At 46.1% G+C, this 18,522-nt stretch carries 16 protein-coding genes and 2 tRNA genes; 17 read left to right on the top strand and 1 reads right to left on the bottom strand.

Translation table 11 applies throughout. The features are described from left to right. The first annotated feature begins 18 nt into the window (after positions 1-18). From IC571_RS05905 to IC571_RS05845, 13 genes are all read left to right on the top strand, one after another. Positions 19-2,043, top strand: coding sequence for a bifunctional (p)ppGpp synthetase/guanosine-3',5'-bis(diphosphate) 3'-pyrophosphohydrolase (locus IC571_RS05905; RefSeq protein WP_215315417.1), 2,025 nt, complete (start codon positions 19-21; stop codon positions 2,041-2,043). A gap of 18 nt (positions 2,044-2,061) precedes the next feature. After that, positions 2,062-2,138: transfer RNA gene (locus tag IC571_RS05900), tRNA-Val, on the top strand. A gap of 101 nt (positions 2,139-2,239) precedes the next feature. Continuing rightward, positions 2,240-4,162, top strand: coding sequence for a threonine--tRNA ligase (gene thrS / locus IC571_RS05895; protein ID WP_215315415.1), 1,923 nt, complete (start codon positions 2,240-2,242; stop codon positions 4,160-4,162). Between the two features lie 55 nt (positions 4,163-4,217). Further along, complete coding sequence (gene infC, locus IC571_RS05890) at positions 4,218-4,742, top strand: translation initiation factor IF-3 (protein ID WP_173956728.1); 525 nt, start codon at positions 4,218-4,220, stop codon at positions 4,740-4,742. 147 nt (positions 4,743-4,889) lie between these two features. Then, positions 4,890-5,087: a 50S ribosomal protein L35 gene (rpmI, locus tag IC571_RS05885; protein ID WP_114691330.1), complete on the top strand. Its 198-nt coding sequence runs from the start codon at positions 4,890-4,892 to the stop codon at positions 5,085-5,087. A gap of 25 nt (positions 5,088-5,112) precedes the next feature. Next, positions 5,113-5,478 (top strand): 50S ribosomal protein L20, encoded by a 366-nt coding sequence (gene rplT / locus IC571_RS05880; protein ID WP_068948443.1) that lies wholly within the window; start codon positions 5,113-5,115, stop codon positions 5,476-5,478. A 29-nt stretch (positions 5,479-5,507) separates the two neighbouring features. Then, positions 5,508-6,554, top strand: a complete 1,047-nt coding sequence (gene pheS, locus IC571_RS05875; protein WP_215315413.1) for a phenylalanine--tRNA ligase subunit alpha — start codon at positions 5,508-5,510, stop codon at positions 6,552-6,554. A gap of 23 nt (positions 6,555-6,577) precedes the next feature. Continuing rightward, a complete protein-coding gene (gene pheT, locus IC571_RS05870; protein WP_215315412.1) occupies positions 6,578-9,034 on the top strand; it encodes a phenylalanine--tRNA ligase subunit beta in 2,457 nt (818 codons plus the stop codon). A 58-nt stretch (positions 9,035-9,092) separates the two neighbouring features. Continuing rightward, positions 9,093-9,416, top strand: coding sequence for an integration host factor subunit alpha (locus IC571_RS05865; protein WP_215315410.1), 324 nt, complete (start codon positions 9,093-9,095; stop codon positions 9,414-9,416). Then, a complete protein-coding gene (locus IC571_RS05860; RefSeq protein ID WP_215315409.1) occupies positions 9,394-9,744 on the top strand; it encodes a MerR family transcriptional regulator in 351 nt (116 codons plus the stop codon). The genes IC571_RS05865 and IC571_RS05860 overlap by 23 nt, the downstream gene beginning before the upstream one ends. A 25-nt stretch (positions 9,745-9,769) precedes the next feature. Next, a tRNA-Pro gene (locus IC571_RS05855) sits at positions 9,770-9,846 on the top strand. Positions 9,847-9,873: 27 nt separating this feature from the next. Next, positions 9,874-10,293 (top strand): PaaI family thioesterase, encoded by a 420-nt coding sequence (locus tag IC571_RS05850; protein WP_215315408.1) that lies wholly within the window; start codon positions 9,874-9,876, stop codon positions 10,291-10,293. Between the two features lie 209 nt (positions 10,294-10,502). Beyond that, positions 10,503-10,787 (top strand): H-NS family nucleoid-associated regulatory protein, encoded by a 285-nt coding sequence (locus tag IC571_RS05845; RefSeq protein WP_173955829.1) that lies wholly within the window; start codon positions 10,503-10,505, stop codon positions 10,785-10,787. Positions 10,788-10,848: 61 nt separating this feature from the next. Here IC571_RS05845 and IC571_RS05840 read toward each other — a convergent pair whose 3' ends face one another. Further along, a complete protein-coding gene (locus IC571_RS05840; RefSeq protein WP_215315407.1) occupies positions 10,849-11,547 on the bottom strand; it encodes an excisionase family DNA-binding protein in 699 nt (232 codons plus the stop codon). Positions 11,548-11,847: 300 nt separating this feature from the next. Between IC571_RS05840 and IC571_RS05835 the strand changes: the two genes are divergently transcribed. From IC571_RS05835 to zapE, 4 genes are read left to right on the top strand one after another with little or no spacing between them, the layout of a single operon-like run. Next, positions 11,848-14,703 (top strand): 2-oxoglutarate dehydrogenase E1 component, encoded by a 2,856-nt coding sequence (locus tag IC571_RS05835; protein WP_215315406.1) that lies wholly within the window; start codon positions 11,848-11,850, stop codon positions 14,701-14,703. A gap of 43 nt (positions 14,704-14,746) precedes the next feature. Beyond that, on the top strand, positions 14,747-15,961 hold the full coding sequence (odhB, locus tag IC571_RS05830; RefSeq protein WP_215315405.1) for a 2-oxoglutarate dehydrogenase complex dihydrolipoyllysine-residue succinyltransferase: 1,215 nt from the start codon (positions 14,747-14,749) through the stop codon (positions 15,959-15,961). A gap of 12 nt (positions 15,962-15,973) precedes the next feature. Continuing rightward, positions 15,974-17,410 (top strand): dihydrolipoyl dehydrogenase, encoded by a 1,437-nt coding sequence (gene lpdA, locus IC571_RS05825; RefSeq protein ID WP_215315404.1) that lies wholly within the window; start codon positions 15,974-15,976, stop codon positions 17,408-17,410. After that, a complete protein-coding gene (gene zapE, locus IC571_RS05820; protein WP_215315403.1) occupies positions 17,411-18,514 on the top strand; it encodes a cell division protein ZapE in 1,104 nt (367 codons plus the stop codon). It begins immediately after the preceding gene. Positions 18,515-18,522: the final 8 nt, after the last annotated feature.

Below are 18,522 nucleotides of genomic sequence, written 5' to 3'. Positions count from 1 at the left end.
CATTCATTAATTTTGCCTATGGCAAATACCTCTAGTAAACCCGCCATTTTTGTAGATGCCTGGTATGGCGAGCCATCGGAAATCCATGCTTTAGGTGTTGCGCAGATTTTGCAAGGGCTTAATCTTGATGAAGCGACTCTCGTTGCTGCGAATAATATCGCCCGCACTCACAATAAAGAGGCTCTCGTTAAGTTAATAGGTGAGGAGTCAGCAAAGTTATTGATTGGCTATCGCGGCTTACGTCAAGCCCAAGCCAAGCTTGTACGCGAGGATGGTGGTCTTAGTGTCTCAGGGCAAGAGGAGATGTTGCGCAAAATGCTGTTGGCATTTGGTGATGACTTACGAGTGGTACTTATTTACCTTGCCTCACGCTTACAAACACTGCGTTGGATCACACAAGAAAAGATTTCAGTGCCAACACGATGGGCACAAGAGATTTTGGATATCGATGCGTCATTAGCCAATCGCCTGGGTATATGGCAGATGAAATGGGAGATGGAAGACCTTGCCTTTAGGGCACTCTCGCCAGATACCTATCGTGATATCGCCAAGATGCTTGATGCGAAACGCATTGAGCGACAAGCTTTTATCGAGAAGATTGTGCAACAGCTTCAAGACGAATTAAGGGGCGCACAAATTGTTGGTGAAGTCTTTGGTAGGCCAAAACATATCTATAGTATTTGGAAAAAAATGCAGGGCAAGTCTCTAGACTTTGCCAATCTTTATGACGTTCGTGCATTTCGGGTATTGGTAGATGATGTCAAAACCTGCTATGCCGTTTTAGGAATCGTCCACAACATTTGGCAACCAGTGCCACGCGAGTTTGATGATTACATCGCTAGACCAAAACCGAACGGATATCAATCGCTTCATACCGTAGTGATGAATGAAGACGGTACCGCATTTGAAATTCAAGTACGTACCCATGAAATGCATCAACAAGCGGAGTTTGGTTTGGCTGCGCACTGGCGCTATAAGGAGGGTGCATATATTGGGATGGCAACTCCGCCAAACCAAGCCAAACCAAATCAAGGTAACAAGCCCCAAGTTACCCATCAAGCCGGAACACATAGTGCGGAAGTGGCCTATGAGCGCCAAATTGCGTGGGCGAGACAGTTAATCTCATGGAAGGAAGATGCTTGGGATCAACTGAAGCATCACGAGATTGATAACCATATCTATGTTCTCACTCCATTGGGTAAAGTGATTTCTTTGGAGAAGGGCTCAACGCCAATTGATTTTGCATATGCGGTGCATACCAACCTAGGTCATCGTTGTCGCGGAGCTCGGGTTGACGGCGCGATGGTGCCTCTGGAAACCGCACTCAAAAATGGACAAACCATTGAGATCATCGCCGTAAAAGATGGTGGTCCTTCACGAGATTGGATTAGTCCTGATAAACACTATGTTGGCTCTCAACGAGCACGTCAACGAGTGCGCGCCTGGTTCAATGCTCTAGATGATGTTGAGGCGCCTATTGTTCCAAAAGGTTCAGAGGCAAAAACAGAAGCTGCAGAAGCAAAAGTCATTACCCCCGAGATTGTTCTGCGCCACAGTAGTCGCAAAGCAGGTCAAGGTGGGGATGTGTTGGTAGTCGGGGTAGATTCATTACTTACGCAACTTGCAAGATGTTGCCGTCCTGTACCACCTGATGCCATTGCAGGTTTTGTTACGCAAGGTAGAGGCGTATCAATTCATCGTCGTTCATGCAAAACATTCAGAGGTTTATTGGATAGAGCGCCTGAACGCGTGATTCAAACTGCTTGGACTGCCTCAGCGGTCGATTCAGATGAAAAGTCGGACCAAAAACGTGTCTTCCCTGCGGATTTGCTTGTCTCGGGATTGGATCGTCCGGAGTTGATGCGTGAGTTATTTGAAATACTGACTCGCCAAGGCGTCCATGTGATTGATTTACGAAAATCTGCAAAAAAGGGCTTGGCCCAGATCCTTTTGACGGTCGAGGTTAAGGACTCTGAGGTGTTGCGGGTGGTTCAAAATAGCCTAGAAGAGCTTAAAGGGGTCACGCAAGTACGTCGCCGGTGATAAACTCTAGGGCTGTATAGGCTCGTAGCTCAGCTGGTTAGAGCACCACCTTGACATGGTGGGGGTCGTTGGTTCGAGTCCAATCGAGCCTACCAACGAATAATGACCCAAGATGCGCGGTTGCCCACAAGCTCCCGCGCTTTCTTTTTAGGTCTTTGTAGTGAAACTGGAGTTCAGTTAAGAAGATGGAGTTGTCATGCCAGTAGTTACTCTGCCAGATGGATCAAAACGAGAGTTTGAGGCCCCAGTTCGCGTTGCGGATTTGGCACAAAGCATTGGAAGTGGTCTAGCAAAAGCCGCTTTGGGCGGCATCGTTGATGGCAAGATGGTGGATACCAGTTTTGTAATTGATAAAGATGCTCAGCTCGCCATCATTACAGACAAAAGTCCAGAAGCTTTGGAGATAGTGCGTCATTCAACTGCACACTTACTGGCATACGCTGTTAAAGAATTATTTCCCGAAGCGCAAGTAACGATTGGTCCTGTTGTCGAGAATGGTTTTTACTATGACTTCTCGTATCACCGCCCATTCACGCCAGACGATCTAGTTGCTCTGGAAAAGAAGATGCTTGAGCTGGCCAAAAAAGACGATCCAGTAGTGCGCAGTGTTTTACCTCGTGACGAAGCAGTGAAATTCTTCAAAGATCAAGGCGAGCATTACAAAGCAGAAATTATTGCGAGCATTCCACAGGGAGAAGATGTCTCACTGTATGCGGAAGGTAAGTTCACTGATTTATGCCGTGGGCCGCACGTGCCTTCAACAGGCAAATTAAAAGTATTTAAGCTCATGAAGCTTGCTGGCGCCTATTGGCGTGGCGATAGCAAGAATGAGATGCTGCAACGTATTTACGGTACAGCTTGGTTACGCAAAGAAGATCAAGATGCTTATTTGCATATGCTTGAAGAGTCTGAAAAGCGTGATCATCGCCGGCTAGGTAAGCAATTAGATTTATTTCATTTCCAGGAAGAGGCACCGGGTTTAATTTTCTGGCATCCAAAAGGTTGGTCAATCTGGCAAGAGGTAGAGCAATACATGCGTCGCGTGTATCAGCAAGAGGGTTATCAAGAAGTGAAGGCCCCCCAAATTCTGGATCGCGCGCTTTGGGAGAAATCTGGCCACTGGGAAAACTACAAAGAAAACATGTTTACGACAGAGTCGGAAAATCGTGCGTATGCATTAAAGCCGATGAACTGTCCGGGTCATGTGCAAATTTATAACTCTGGTTTGCATAGCTATCGTGAGTTGCCATTGCGCTTCGGTGAGTTTGGTCAGTGCCACCGTAATGAACCTTCAGGCGCCTTGCATGGTTTGATGCGTGTACGCGGTTTTACTCAAGATGACGGACATATTTTTTGTACTGAAGATCAGATTCAGTCTGAGGTGGCTGATTTTGATAAAGCGGTACGCGCTGTTTATCAAGATTTTGGCTTTACCGAGGTTGCTGTCAAATTAGCCCTTCGTCCAGCTAAGCGAGTGGGTGATGATGCTATTTGGGATAAAGCTGAAGAAGCATTACGTGGGGCTCTGAAGGCGTCCGGTCAGGAATGGGAAGAATTGCCTGGAGAAGGGGCTTTTTATGGCCCCAAGATCGAATATCACCTTAAGGACTCTATTGGCCGTACTTGGCAGTGCGGCACCATTCAGGTGGATTTCTCAATGCCAGCTCGTTTAGGGGCGGAATACGTGGCTGAGGACAATAGCCGTAAGACTCCAGTGATGCTGCATAGAGCAATTGTGGGCTCTTTAGAGCGTTTTATCGGCATTTTGATCGAAAACCACGCTGGAAATATGCCAGTTTGGCTGGCTCCGACTCAGGCTGTAGTCCTTAATATCTCAGGAAATTCTGCTGCATATGCACAACAAGTCCAGCAAATCCTGAAAAAACAAGGGTTTAGAGTCGAAGCGGATTTGCGGAACGAGAAAATTACGTATAAAATACGCGAGCACGCATTACAGAAGATCCCATTTTTGCTTGTTGTAGGGGATAGGGAATCAGAAAGTAATTCGGTGGCCGTTCGTGCCCGTGGCGGAGTGGATTTGGGTGTAATGCCTATTGATGCCTTCGTTGCCCGACTCCAGCAGGATATTTCCCAGAAAGTCGGACCCGAGCCTAGCTAGGGCTCAGGTGGATATTTGTACGGTTTGTTATTGAATTTTTAAAGGAATTAAGAAGATCGCTACTGAAAAATTGCAGCGCATTAATCGGGAAATTACTGCTCCTGAAGTGCGTTTGATTGGAATCGATGGTGAACCCATCGGTGTAGTTAAGTTGAGTGAAGCCCTGGCTGCAGCAGAAGAGAAAGATACCGATTTGGTTGAAATTGCTCCTACAGCTGTTCCACCTGTAGTCCGCATCATGGACTTTGGCAAATTCAAATACCAAGAAGCCAAGCGTCAGCATGAAGCAAAGCTGAAGCAAAAAGTGATTCAGGTAAAGGAAGTGAAATTCCGTCCTGGTACTGATGATGGTGACTATGGTGTGAAACTACGCAATCTAATCCGCTTTTTAGAAGATGGCGATAAGACAAAAATTACCTTGCGGTTTCGTGGTCGAGAAATGGCTCACCAAGAAATCGGAGCAAGAATGTTGGAACGTTTGAAGTTGGACTTACAAGAGTATGGCCAAGTTGAGCAGTTTCCAAAGATGGAAGGCCGCCAGATGGTGATGGTATTGGCCCCCGTCCGTAAGGCTAAGTAACTGGGTTCGTAAGGAATCTAGTTCTTATGTAGGGAGGCATCCTCAGTAAATTACTGAAGATGCTGGCAGTAGAGAAGTGCTTCTGGGTACAGGAAGAGTAACCGTCGGTTACCACCTATGTTGCACAAGTAGAAGAAGGGGTGCTTTATGCCCAAGATGAAGAGCAAGAGTAGCGCTAAAAAGCGCTTCACGGTTCGCGCAGGCGGAACCATCAAACGAGGTCAGGCTTTCAAACGCCACATCCTCACCAAGAAGACCACTAAGAACAAGCGTCATTTACGTGGTTCCACAGAAGTTGCGAAATCTGATGTTAAGTCAATTCGCTCTATGCTTCCTTACGCTTAACCTCAGACTAGATTAGGAGAATTCAATGCCAAGAGTCAAACGTGGGGTTACTGCAAGAGCCCGTCATAAGAAAATTACCGATGCCGCAACAGGTTACCGCGGTCGTCGTAAAAACGTATTCCGTATTGCTAAGCAAGCGGTTATGCGTGCTGGTCAATATGCTTATCGTGACCGTCGTAATAAGAAACGTGTATTCCGTGCTTTGTGGATTGCCCGTATCAATGCGGCAGTGCGTGAGCACAATATGACCTATAGCGTATTCATGAATGGTATGAAGAAGGCTGCGATCGAGCTCGACCGCAAAGTACTTTCTGATATGGCCATTGCTGACAAAGCAGCTTTCGCTGCTTTGGTTACACGGATCAAATCCGTAGTAAACGCTGCAGCTTAATTCTTAGTTTCTAAGCGAACTAAGCTGCAATGGTTTCTCTCGACCAAATTGTCGAGGATGCCAAACGTGATTTCTCTGGAGCTGCCGATTCGGCGGCTCTTGAGGACGCGAAAGCCAGGTATCTCGGTAAATCAGGTGTTCTCACTGAGCGTTTAAAAGCGCTTGGTGGAATGTCGCCTGAGGAGCGCAAGAGTGCTGGCGCCCAAATTAATCAAATCAAAACTCAAGTAGAGACTGCATTACAAGAGCGTCGCCAAGCTTTGGCTGATGCCGTATTGCAACAGCGTCTCGCTGCTGAATCTATTGATGTGTCCTTGCCAGGGCGCGGTCAAGTGGTTGGTAGTTTGCATCCTGTAATGCGTACTTGGGAGCGCGTAGAAGAAATCTTTCGCTCCATTGGTTTTGATGTGGCTGATGGCCCTGAAATTGAAACTGATTGGTTTAATTTCACGGCACTCAATAGCCCGGAGAATCATCCTGCTCGTTCAATGCAGGATACCTTTTATATTGACGGCAAAGATTCCTTAGGAAAACCTTTGCTGTTGCGTACCCACACGAGTCCGATTCAGGTTCGTTATGCCAGTGAGCATGTGAAGAAATTTGCAAATGCAGATGTCATGCCTCCAATTAAGGTCATTGCACCCGGTAGAACATATCGCGTGGATAGTGATGCAACCCATTCACCGATGTTTCATCAGGTGGAGGGTTTGTGGATTGCCGAAAGCGTTTCATTTGCTGATCTCAAAGGGGTCTACACCGATTTCTTGAGAACCTTCTTTGAAACGAATGAGTTGCAAGTACGTTTCCGTCCATCGTATTTTCCCTTCACTGAACCATCTGCTGAAATCGATATGGCTTTTGGTAGCGGTAAGTTGGCTGGTCGTTGGTTAGAAATCTCTGGAGCTGGGCAAGTACACCCGAATGTGTTGCGCAATATGGGTATTGACCCAGAGCGATACACCGGCTTTGCTTTTGGATCGGGTCTTGAGCGCTTAACGATGTTGCGTTATGGCGTAGATGACTTGCGCCTCTTCTTTGAAAATGATCTGCGTTTCTTAGCGCAGTTCCCTGCATAACAAAATCATTATTAGAAAGCGCTATGCAATTTTCAGAATCCTGGCTACGTCAATATGTAAACCCATCGCTTGATAGTGATGCGTTGAGCCATGCTTTAACAATGGCAGGTCTTGAGGTGGAAGAGCAACACTCTGTAGCGCCAGCCTTTACTAAAGTCGTCGTTGCGCAAATTTTGTCTGCTGAGCAACATCCTGATGCGGATCGTTTACGTGTTTGCAAAGTCGATGCGGGTACAGGCCAAGAGTTGCAAATTGTTTGCGGCGCACCCAATGCTCGTGCTGGCATCAAGATTCCATGTGCCATGGTAGGGGCTGAGTTGCCCCCAGCAGAAGCGGGTGGTAAACCTTTTGTGATTAAAGTTGGCAAGCTACGCGGTGTAGAAAGCCAAGGAATGTTGTGCTCAGGTCGTGAGCTGGGCCTTGGCGATGATCATGAAGGTATTTTGGAATTGCCAGCCGATGCTCCGGTGGGTGAGGATATTCGCAAGTTTCTTGACCTAGATGATCAAATCTTTGTCATTAAATTGACCCCGAATAAAGCAGACTGCCTTTCTTTAATTGGTGTCGCTAGAGAAGTATCTGCAATTACAGGGGCTGCACTATGCACCCCGAAATGGAATGCACCGGTTGTCGCAATTGATGAAAAGCGCAAAGTTACTGTTGAAAATAAAGAGCTTTGCGGTCGATTTGCAGGGCGTGTGATTCGAGGTGTGAATCCTCAGGCTAAAACGCCTGATTGGATTGTGAAGCGTTTAGCCCGCGCTGGACAAAGAAGCATTTCCGCTTTGGTTGATTTATCAAACTATGTCATGCTTGAAATGGGTCAGCCAACCCATGTATTTGATATCGATAAGCTTGAAGGTGATATTTCCGTTCGCTGGGCTAAGGCGGATGAGAAGCTTGAGCTTTTGAATGAACAAACAGTTACTTTGCAGGGTCCTGACTCTGCAGGCAAGCTTCAGGAAGCTGGAGTGGTAGCAGATCAAAAAGGCCCCGTTGCCCTAGCAGGGGTCATGGGCGGCAATCATTGCGCAGTCAGCGATGACACTAAGAACATTTATGTTGAAGCAGCTTACTGGTTGCCATCTGCTATTCAAGGGCGCGCTCGCCGTTTTAACTTCAGCACTGACGCTGCACATCGCTTTGAACGTGGTGTTGATCCGCAGAATACTGTTCAATGTCTCGAATATCTATCGGCATTAATTCTGGAAGTGTGCGGTGGTCAAGCTGGTCCAGTAGATGATCAGATTTTGAATGTGCCAGAGCGCAAACAGGTCAAAATGCGTTTGGCTAGAGCTGAAAAAGTGATTGGGATTCCACTGACTAATGACATCGTCTTGGATGTGTTTAAGCGTCTTGGTTTTGAATTCAAACAAGATGGCGATGTATTTATTGTTACGCCTCCAAGCTATCGTTTTGACATCGAAATTGAAGAAGATTTGATTGAAGAAGTCGCACGTATGTATGGCTTTGAAAATATTCCTGATCAGCCTCCTGTTGCATCACTCAAGATGAACGCCAAGGTTGAGGCTAAGCGAGGTATCCATTTATTGCGTCAACGTTTGGCGCTTCAGGGTTATCAAGAGGCAGTTAATTTTGGATTTACTGATTTAGAGAGTGAGCAGCGTTTAACAGGCGCCACTGACAAAGATGTGATTGCAGTTCTCAATCCAATTGCCAATCAGTATGGCGTGATGCGCAGCACCTTGTGGGGTGGTTTGCTGTCTAACCTTAAATCAAACTTAAACCGTGGAATAGGGCGAGTACGCTTATTCGAAACCGGGCGAGTATTCAAACGAGATCCCAAAGTTCAAGAAGAAGCTGGCAAAGTTGCTGGTTTTACGCAGCCACAAAAAGTGGGTGGTATTGCTTACGGTACATTTGTGCCAGAGCAATGGGCGAATGCAACAAGAGCTGTTGATTTCTTTGATGTCAAGGGTGACCTTGAGCGCATTCTTGATCCTTTGCACATAGTTACCGAAGCAGCGCAGCACCCTGCATTACATCCTGGCCGCAGTGCGAAGGTTTTCTTGGTAACCCCCAAGAGTCGAATTGATGTGGGATGGATTGGTGAACTGCATCCTGGTTTGCAACAGGCCTACGAGTTACCCCTGGCTCCAGTGATGTTTGAGTTAGATTTAGAGCCGATTCGCAATCTAGGTTTGCCCGTACCTGAGGAATTAAGTAAATTTCCTGCAGTTCAACGTGATTTAGCTTTAGTGGTGAAACAAGCGGTTTCTGCCCAATCTCTATTAGATGCAATGACATCAAGTAAACAGAATTTTGTACGTGCTATTGAGCTTTTTGATGAGTTTAAGCCAAAAGCGGGTTCTAGCAGTATGGCAGATGATGAAAAGAGTTTGGCGTTTCGGGTAACCCTGTTAAATCCTGCGGAAACTTTGCAAGACGCTCAAATTGATGCTGTAATGAGCGCCTTATTAGGTGCCGTTGAGAAAAAGTGTGCGGCTCGTCTGCGCTAGGTTTAGTATTACAAAACATTAAAGAAAAAACAGAGACACTTCAGAAAAGAATCCGACGATGAGCGAACTAAATTCTAACGATACCGTAACCAAAAATGAGCTATCTGAAGCGCTCTTTGATCAAGTAGGTCTGAATAAGCGTGAAGCGAAAGATATGATCGATGCGTTTTTTGATCGCATTGGTCAATCGCTCGAGTCTGGCACGGAAGTGAAGATCTCAGGTTTTGGTAATTTTCAGTTGCGCAATAAATCGGCTCGTCCCGGCCGAAATCCAAAGACAGGTCAAATGATTCCAATCGCTGCTAGACGTGTAGTGACATTTCATGCAAGTCAAAAGCTCAAAGATGTAGTGGAGTCACATGCTCGAGAAAACCGAGTTTGATGCTAGCTCGGCGCTACCGAGCTCTCAACTTCCTCCCATCCCAGCTAAACGCTATTTCACGATTGGTGAGGTAGCCGATCTTTGTGGCGTTCGCTCTCATGTGTTGCGTTATTGGGAGCAGGAGTTTTCTCAATTAAGCCCTCAAAAACGCCGCGGTAATCGCCGTTACTATCAACATCACGAAGTAGTATTGATTCGTAAAATTCGAGCCTTACTTTATGAAGAAGGATTTACGATCAGTGGCGCCAGAAATCGTCTCGAGGAAGCGCGTGGAGAGCTACGTTTGCGTGATGAGTTGCTTGCAGTCTTGCAAATTCTATCCAAGTAGTTACTGATACAATTTTGTCTTTCGTCGGGGCGTAGCGCAGCCTGGTAGCGTACTTGCATGGGGTGCAAGTGGTCGGAGGTTCAAATCCTCTCGCCCCGACCATCAACGTATTGCGTTAATCTAAACAGTATGACTACATCTGACCCCAATACTCAAAAACATCAACGAACCACCTTTTTTGGTTTGGATATTCCATTCTTGGATCATCTTGGAGTGGTACCAATATCCTCGGAAAATGGCATAGTTCGCATTAGTTATGTTGTGCAACCTGAGCACACTAATAGCTTTCATGTAGCGCAGGGCGGGGTGATTATGACTCTTCTAGATTTTGCAATGGGGGCTGCGGCCCGTACCGCGTCGAATCATCAGCTCGGTGCAATTACTATCGATATGACAACGAGCTTTTTACGTCCCAGTTTGGGCAAGATCGTGGTTGAAGGAAAGCTTCTAAAAGCCGGTAAATCGATTAATTATTGCGAGGCCGTTGCTTTTAATGAGGCCGGGGAAATTACTGCAAAGGCCAGCGGCACTTTTGTTTTAAGACGTTAATTGGGCCGACTAATGGTTTAATTAATAATATTATTTAGAATGATTATGTTTATTTTATTATTATTGATAAACATAAACCCATGATAAATATAGGTTAATAAGCTAATTTTGAGGATATTTACCCATAATCGTGTTTCTATATATAATATTTAGTTGAAATATCGAATTAATATGTATTTCTATAACTTATTATCTGGAGAAACCCATCAATGTCTTCTTACAAAGAACTATTGGCTCAACGTGAGCAATTAGATAAGCAGATTAAAGAGGCAATTGCCCGTGAAAAAGCGGACGGAATTGCTAAAGCAAAGCTCATTATTGAGCAATATGGCTTATCCGCTTCTGACTTATTTAGTCGCAAAGCTGGCGGTAAAAGCGCTGGTGGCAAAGTAGCGCCAAAATACCGTAATCCATCCACTGGTGAAACATGGACAGGCCGCGGTAAGGCTCCAAAATGGATTGAGGGTAGAGATCGTAGTAATTACCTGATCTAATATACTGATTTAATTGATTTATTTAAAAAGGCCACCAAAGTGGCCTTTTTTATTGATCCTCCTAAATACACTTTCGTGACAATGCCTCCAGAAAAAGGGGTTCTAGTAATTCGTGGCGATTATCAGGGTTGAGTGCTGCATCCATCTCGGGATCGGTGGCGGGATATCCTATGATGAGCGGATTAAGGTCAATTAAGCCGTCTTCTAGCTCTTCCTTAAGCCCCTCTGTAATGCGGGATCGGGCCCCAGCGTTCTCATCGGCTAGGGTGACCACCCCTGGGTGCAGTTTGATAAATCCTTCATCTACTAGTATAGGAATACGCTGTGTGTCCTTGTTTTTGCTTAGGTAATGAATTAAATGAACCTGTTCAACGGGGGGTATCAGGGCGTCCAAGAAAATTAGGTCTGGCGCAATCGACACAGCCTTCATGAGGCCCTCTAGGCTATCTACTGCTACCTCCATTTCGACCTTGAGCTGCCAATCTTGAATCGCCTGCATAAGTGCAATGCTGTTTTCGGTACGACGAAAGATGCCCATGGCCACGCAATTTTGAGTACTTTTTTGACGCATAGCGCGTTTACGCCTCTGTAGTTGCTGTTCTAAAGAGCTTGCAAGGATGCGCCGGTGACCCCCGCGAGTCTTCCATGCGATTAATTCTCCTAATTCCACCATTTTTTGGACTGTTCCTAAGGAAACTTGTAAAACCTTGGCGCTTTGTCTGGTGCTTAGATATTCCATTTCAGGCGTAATTGCTTTCATATTTCCCCTTAATCTCATTAATTCACTTGAAGATTTAGAGAATAAAAATGAATTTCATTTGAATCTGTCCGTAAATATTGAAAGAGCGGTAGGAAATTTCTTATTCATTTTGATTTATAGGGATATACCCCCAAATCCCATGAAATCAGGGAAAGCCCTTTATATGCCTATGGTCACTCGTGTTAAATTACTGTCGTAGTACCAGTATTTGCACAGAGCAATTCGTGAAGCGGTACAGCCGTGTAACGGATGGTTATAACCACAGTTTTTATTCGGGAAACCCGATGAAAGGTGAGCATCATGATGCAGGATCAAAGAGATAAATCCTATCTCTTCGGCGGAAACGCCCCCTACGTAGAAGAACTCTACGAGTCTTATCTACACGACCCAGCCTCTGTTGAGGATCATTGGCGTGATTATTTCGATAATGTGAAACAAGTTCCAGCGGTCGATGGTTCATCGCGAACCGATATTGCTCACGGACCAATTGTTGCCTCATTTGCTGAGCGCGCTAAACAAGGTCCGATTAGAACGATTTCAGATTCGGCTGATTCCGAGTTGGGACGTAAACGCGTTGCAGTTCAACAGTTAATTGCCGCATATCGTAACGTCGGTAATCGTTGGGCTAACTTAGATCCTTTAAAGCGCACGGAACGCCAGGATATTCCTGAGCTTGATCCTGCCTTCTACGGATTTACTGATGGCGATATGGATATCGTCTTCAATACAAGCAATACATTCTTCGGCAAAAATGAAATGACTCTGCGCGATTTGCTGCAGGCATTGCGCGAAACATACTGCGGCACGATTGGTGTCGAATTTATGTTTATCGCTGACCAAAAGATTAAGAAGTGGTGGCAAGAAAAGCTGGAGTCCATTCGCTCAACCCCACGATTTAATGTGGATGAAAAGCGTCAGATTTTGGATCGCTTGACTGCTTCAGAAGGTCTAGAGCGTTACCTCCAGGCTAAATACGTAGGTCAAAAGCGTTTCTCACTAGAAGGTGGTGAGAGCTTTATCGCCTGTATGGATGAGCTCATCCGTGATTCGGGTAGCAAAGGCGTGCAAGAAATCGTCATTGGTATGGCTCACCGTGGTCGTCTCAACGTTTTGGTGAATACCTTAGGCAAGATGCCTAAAGATTTGTTCGCCGAATTCGAGCACAAAGGCCCTGAAACATTACCGGCAGGCGATGTGAAGTATCACCAAGGTTTCTCTAGCGATATTTCTACCCCAGGTGGCCCAGTTCACTTATCACTCGCTTTTAACCCATCTCACCTTGAAATCGTTAATCCTGTGGTTGAGGGATCTGCCCGTGCGCGTATGGAGCGTCGTGGCGATATGTTGGGTGAGCAGGTGATGCCTGTATTGGTTCACGGTGACGCTGCGATTGCAGGTCAAGGTGTGATGCAAGAAACTTTGGCGATGTCTGAGGTTCGTGGCTATTCCACGGGTGGCACGGTACATATCGTGATTAATAACCAGATTGGTTTTACGACATCTGATCCGCGCGATTTACGTTCTAGTTTGTACTGTACGGACATCATGAAGATTGTCGACGCCCCTGTGTTGCATGTGAATGGCGATGATCCTGAGGCGGTGGTATTGGCAACGAAGCTAGCGGTAGAGTTCCGTACTAAGTTCCATAAAGATGTAGCAATTGACATTATTTGCTTCCGTAAGTTGGGTCATAACGAGCAAGATACGCCCGCTATGACGCAGCCTTTGATGTACAAAATTATTGCGGCCCACCCTGGCACTCGTAAGTTATATGCTGACAAGTTAGAGGCCCAAGGCGTATTGCCTGCTGGTACTGGTGACTTGATGGTTAAGGAGTACCGTGCTGCGATGGATGAAGGTAAGCAGACATCTGATCCAGTTCTCAGCAACTTTAAAGGTAAGTTTGCGGTGGATTGGTCTCCATTCTTAAACAAGAAGTGGACTGATGAAGCTGATACCTCCATTCCATTAACGGAGTGGAAGCGCTTATCTGAAAAGATTTCTACCATTCCAGAAGGATTTAAAGCGCACCCATTGGTAGCGAAGGTCTACAACGATCGTGCTGCGATGGGTCGCGGTGAAGCGAATATCGACTGGGGTATGGGTGAGCACATGGCGTTTGCTTCGCTGGTTGCTAGTGGTTATCCAATTCGTCTATCGGGCGAGGACAGTGGTCGTGGCACATTTACCCACCGCCATGCAGTACTTCATGATCAAAATCGTGAGAAGTGGGATACCGGCACCTATGTAGCTTTGCAGCATGTCACTAAAGATCAAGCGCCATTTGTGGTGATTGACTCCATTCTTTCCGAAGAAGCAGTACTTGGTTTTGAATATGGTTATGCAGCAGCAGAGCCAAATACCTTAACCATTTGGGAAGCCCAGTTTGGCGACTTTGCAAACGGTGCGCAGGTTGTGATTGACCAGTTCATCGCCTCTGGCGAAGTGAAGTGGGGCCGTGCGAATGGCCTGGTCATGATGTTGCCACATGGATACGAAGGACAAGGTCCAGAGCACTCATCTGCACGTTTGGAGCGCTTCATGCAGTTATGTGCCGATACCAATATGCAGGTGATTCAGCCGACAACCGCATCACAAATTTTCCACGTGCTGCGTCGTCAAATGATCCGTCAATTCCGCAAGCCACTCATTTTGTTCACACCAAAATCATTGTTGCGTAATAAAGATGCCGCTTCTCCACTTTCAGAATTTACTAAAGGTGGATTCCAAACGGTAATTGGCGAGCGTGATGAAACAATTGACGCTAAGCAAGTGACCCGTTTGATTGCTTGCTCTGGCAAGGTGTATTACGACTTAGTTAAGCAACGCACTGAAAAGAAAGCAACTGACGTTGCCATTATTCGTGTTGAACAGTTGTATCCATTCCCACACAAGGCTTTGGCTGCAGAGTTGAAGAAATATCCAAAGCTAGAGGAAGTTGTTTGGTGTCAGGATGAGCCACAAAATCAAGGTGCATGGTTCTTTGTTCAGCACAATATCTTGGAAAACATGTCTGACGGTATGAAGTTGGCGTATGCAGGACGTCCTGCATCTGCTTCTCCTGCTTGCGGATATGCCCATTTGCACCAAGAACAACAGAAGTCTCTTCTCAATGCGGCGTTTGCCAAATTAAAAGGTTACGTGATCACGAAATAATCGTCTTCATTACTCATACACATATAGATAAACAGGATTAATCATGGCTATTTTTGAAGTTAAAGTTCCACAACTCTCTGAGTCAGTTGCTGAAGCAACATTGTTGCAATGGAAAAAGAAGGTCGGCGATGCGGTAGGTCAAGACGAGATCTTGATTGAAATCGAAACCGATAAAGTGGTTCTTGAAGTGCCAGCACCATCTGCTGGTGTGTTAACTGAAATCGTAGTTGCTGATGGCGGCACTGTAGTGGCTGATCAGTTAATTGCGAAGATCGATAGCACCGCTGTTGCATCAGCTGCCCCAGTAGCTGCAGCGCCTGCTCCCGCTCCTGCAGCTGCCCCAGCCACAGCACCTGCAAAAGCTGCTGCTCCTGCTAAGGCTTCTGGTGCTGCCGCCTCACCTTCAGCCGCAAAGATTTTGGCTGAAAAGAATGTGGATGCAGGTCAGGTAGCCGGTTCAGGACGTGATGGTCGTATTACTAAAGGTGATGCGTTAAACGCTTCTGCTGGCGGCGCTAAGTCTGCTGCATTACCAAGCGCGCCAATTCCAACGGGTGATCGTCCAGAAGAGCGAGTTCCAATGAGCCGCTTGCGTGCTCGTATTGCAGAACGCTTGTTAGAGTCTCAAGCAAACAACGCGATTTTGACAACATTCAATGAAGTCAATATGGGTCCAGTGATTGCGTTGCGCAATAAGTACAAAGATCAATTTGAGAAGACTCATGGCGTAAAACTCGGTTTCATGTCTTTCTTCGTTAAGGCAGCAACTCACGCATTGAAGAAATTCCCATTGTTGAATGCGTCTGTTGATGGAAATGACATTGTTTACCACGGTTACTTTGATATTGGTATCGCGGTGAGCTCACCGCGTGGTTTGGTGGTGCCTATCCTACGTGATGTTGATCAAATGAATTTGGCTGATATCGAGAAGAAGATTGCTGAATTTGGCGTGAAAGCACGCGAAGGTAAGTTGTCGATTGAAGAGTTGACCGGCGGCACATTCTCCATCTCTAACGGTGGCGTATTCGGCTCTATGCTCTCTACGCCAATCATTAATCCTCCTCAGTCTGCGATCTTGGGTATCCATGCAACCAAGGATCGTGCAGTGGTTGAGAATGGACAAGTAGTAGTTCGTCCAATTAACTATCTCGCTTTATCTTATGACCACCGCATTATTGATGGTCGCGAAGCGGTGCTTGGCTTGGTTGCCATGAAGGATGCTTTGGAAGATCCTTCACGTCTCCTTCTTGATTTGTAAGAAGGGAAGATCATGAGCCAAGCTTTTGATGTACTCGTAATTGGCGGTGGCCCAGGTGGCTACATCGCCGCCATTCGTGCGGCGCAACTAGGTTTCAAGGTTGCCTGCGCTGAATCGAATGCCTATGATGATCCAAAAGGTGAGCCACGCTTAGGCGGAACCTGCTTGAACGTTGGTTGTATTCCTTCAAAGGCTTTGTTAGCCTCATCTGAAGAGTTCGAGAAGATTGGTCATCACGCAGCAGACCATGGAATCAAAGTTGCTTCAGTCAGCATTGATTCCAAAAAAATGGTTTCTCGCAAAGATGATATCGTTACCAAGATGACTGGCGGTATCCAGTTTCTATTCCGCAAGAACAAAATTACCTTGTTAAAAGGCCATGCTTCATTTGAAGGCAAAGGCGCTGACGGATATCAAGTCAAGATTGATGGTAAAGATAAGGCAACGGTAACTGCTAAAAACGTGATTATCGCTACTGGTTCTAAAGCTCGTCATTTGCCTGGATTACCAGTTGATAACGTATTGATTTGCGATAACGAAGGCGCATTGAAGTTTGATTCTGTGCCTAAGAAATTGGGCGTGATTGGTGCTGGTGTTATCGGTCTAGAGCTCGGTTCTGTTTGGCGTCGTCTCGGCTCTGAAGTGACTGTGCTGGAAGCATTGCCTTCATTCTTGGCTGCTTGTGATGTCAGCATCGCTAAAGAAGCACAAAAGCTTTTCACCAAGCAGGGTTTGAACATCAATATGGGTGTGAAAATCGGCGATGTGAAGGCGGATAAAAAAGGTGTAGTCGTTAATTACACCGACAGTGCTGGTAAGGCAGCTAAATTGGAATGCGATCGTTTGATCGTTTCTGTTGGCCGCGTACCAAATACTGACAACTTGGGTTTAGACAAGATTGGTCTCAAAGTGGATGAGCGCGGCTTCATTCCAATTGACGATCATACTTGTGCCACTGCCGCACCTGGCGTATACGCCGTGGGTGATGTAGTACGTGGTCCAATGTTGGCGCATAAAGCTGAAGATGAGGGCGTATTGGCTGCTGAGGTCATTGCTGGTCAGAAGCCGCACATTGATTACAACTGCATTCCTTGGGTCATTTACACTGATCCAGAAATCGCTTGGGTTGGTAAAACAGAGCAGGCTTTGAAAGAGGCTGGCGTTGCATATAAGGCTGGCCAGTTCCCATTTATGGCTAACGGTCGCGCATTGGGTATGGGTCGCTCTGATGGTTTCGTTAAGGTTTTGGCTGATGCGAAGACCGATGAAATCCTGGGTGTTCATATCATTGGCCCAAATGCTTCTGATTTAATTGCCGAAGCAGCGGTTGCGATGGAATTCAAGGCGGCAGCTGAAGATATTGCACGTATCTGTCATCCACATCCAAGCTTATCGGAAGTGGTGCGCGAAGCAGCATTGGCGACAGATCAACGCGCACTCAACATGTAATTGAAAACCATTGAGTATTACCAGCAAGAGTTAAAGACGCGCGGGTATCAAAGTGATCCCGCGCAGCTTCATGCTGTTGAGCGTTTACAAAAATGTGAAGATGAGTGGATTGCCTATAAGGAAATCCGCAGCAACAATCTCAAGAAAAAATTATTTAAACCAACCCTGCCAAGGGGTTTGTATCTTTGGGGTGGCGTAGGTCGCGGCAAGTCATTCTTGATGGACTGCTTTTATGCTGCTTCCCCATTAGAAAAAAAGATTCGCATACATTTCCATGAATTCATGCGAGAAGTGCATCGGGAGTTGCATGAACTTTCAGGCTTAGCGGACCCCTTGGATGAGCTTTCCAAGCGAATTGCCAATCGTTATCGCCTGATTTGCTTCGATGAGTTTCATATCAATGACATCGCTGATGCCATGATTCTGTATCGATTACTCAATGCTCTATTTATGGATCGAGTGCAGTTTGTTATGACCTCTAATTACCGTCCTGACCAGCTCTATCCCAATGGCTTGCATCGAGATCGTTTACTTCCCGCAATTAAGTTGCTAGAAGAAAAACTCGATGTTTTAAATGTCGATGCGGGAAATGATTATCGTCGCGTACAAATGGCGCAAGTGGAAGCTTATCTGACCCCGGTCAACGCAGAAACTCAAGCTACCTTGGGGAAAATGTTTCAAACCTTGATTGGTAATCAAAAAGAAGCGCGCAATCCCGTTTTGAACATTGAGTCTCGCGAATTACGACCATTGCATATGGCTGACGGTGTGGTGTGGTTTGATTTTCAGACGCTCTGTTGCGGCCCGCGATCGCAAAATGATTATTTGGAAATCGCCAACCAATTTCATACGGTGATTTTGTCTGGGGTTCCTTATATGCCTCCGAAAATGACCAATGAGGCCCGTCGATTCATTTGGTTAATTGACGTTTTATACGATCATAAAATCAAGTTGATTATGTCTGCTGAGGTGCCGGCACCAGATTTATATACAGAAGGTCAAATTACTGCCGAATTCTCTAGAACCGTCTCCCGTTTGATTGAGATGCAGTCTCGTGACTACCTGGATGCTCCCCGCCGTGTCATTGACACAAGCTTGACCTAAAATAGGAG

It is taken from the genome of Polynucleobacter sp. MWH-UH2A, assembly GCF_018687195.1.
In the GTDB taxonomy this organism is placed as follows: Bacteria; Pseudomonadota; Gammaproteobacteria; order Burkholderiales; family Burkholderiaceae; genus Polynucleobacter.
This window is presented reverse-complemented; position numbering and strand designations above follow the sequence as displayed.

Coding starts and splice junctions, on each gene's coding strand:
- IC571_RS05905 (WP_215315417.1), top strand. CDS start 19: ATGGCAAATACCTCTAGTAAACCCGCCATTTTTGTAGATGCCTGGTAT.
- thrS (WP_215315415.1), top strand. CDS start 2,240: ATGCCAGTAGTTACTCTGCCAGATGGATCAAAACGAGAGTTTGAGGCC.
- rpmI (WP_114691330.1), top strand. CDS start 4,890: ATGCCCAAGATGAAGAGCAAGAGTAGCGCTAAAAAGCGCTTCACGGTT.
- rplT (WP_068948443.1), top strand. CDS start 5,113: ATGCCAAGAGTCAAACGTGGGGTTACTGCAAGAGCCCGTCATAAGAAA.
- pheS (WP_215315413.1), top strand. CDS start 5,508: ATGGTTTCTCTCGACCAAATTGTCGAGGATGCCAAACGTGATTTCTCT.
- pheT (WP_215315412.1), top strand. CDS start 6,578: ATGCAATTTTCAGAATCCTGGCTACGTCAATATGTAAACCCATCGCTT.
- IC571_RS05865 (WP_215315410.1), top strand. CDS start 9,093: ATGAGCGAACTAAATTCTAACGATACCGTAACCAAAAATGAGCTATCT.
- IC571_RS05860 (WP_215315409.1), top strand. CDS start 9,394: ATGCTCGAGAAAACCGAGTTTGATGCTAGCTCGGCGCTACCGAGCTCT.
- IC571_RS05850 (WP_215315408.1), top strand. CDS start 9,874: ATGACTACATCTGACCCCAATACTCAAAAACATCAACGAACCACCTTT.
- IC571_RS05845 (WP_173955829.1), top strand. CDS start 10,503: ATGTCTTCTTACAAAGAACTATTGGCTCAACGTGAGCAATTAGATAAG.
- IC571_RS05840 (WP_215315407.1), bottom strand. CDS start 11,547: ATGAAAGCAATTACGCCTGAAATGGAATATCTAAGCACCAGACAAAGC.
- IC571_RS05835 (WP_215315406.1), top strand. CDS start 11,848: ATGATGCAGGATCAAAGAGATAAATCCTATCTCTTCGGCGGAAACGCC.
- odhB (WP_215315405.1), top strand. CDS start 14,747: ATGGCTATTTTTGAAGTTAAAGTTCCACAACTCTCTGAGTCAGTTGCT.
- lpdA (WP_215315404.1), top strand. CDS start 15,974: ATGAGCCAAGCTTTTGATGTACTCGTAATTGGCGGTGGCCCAGGTGGC.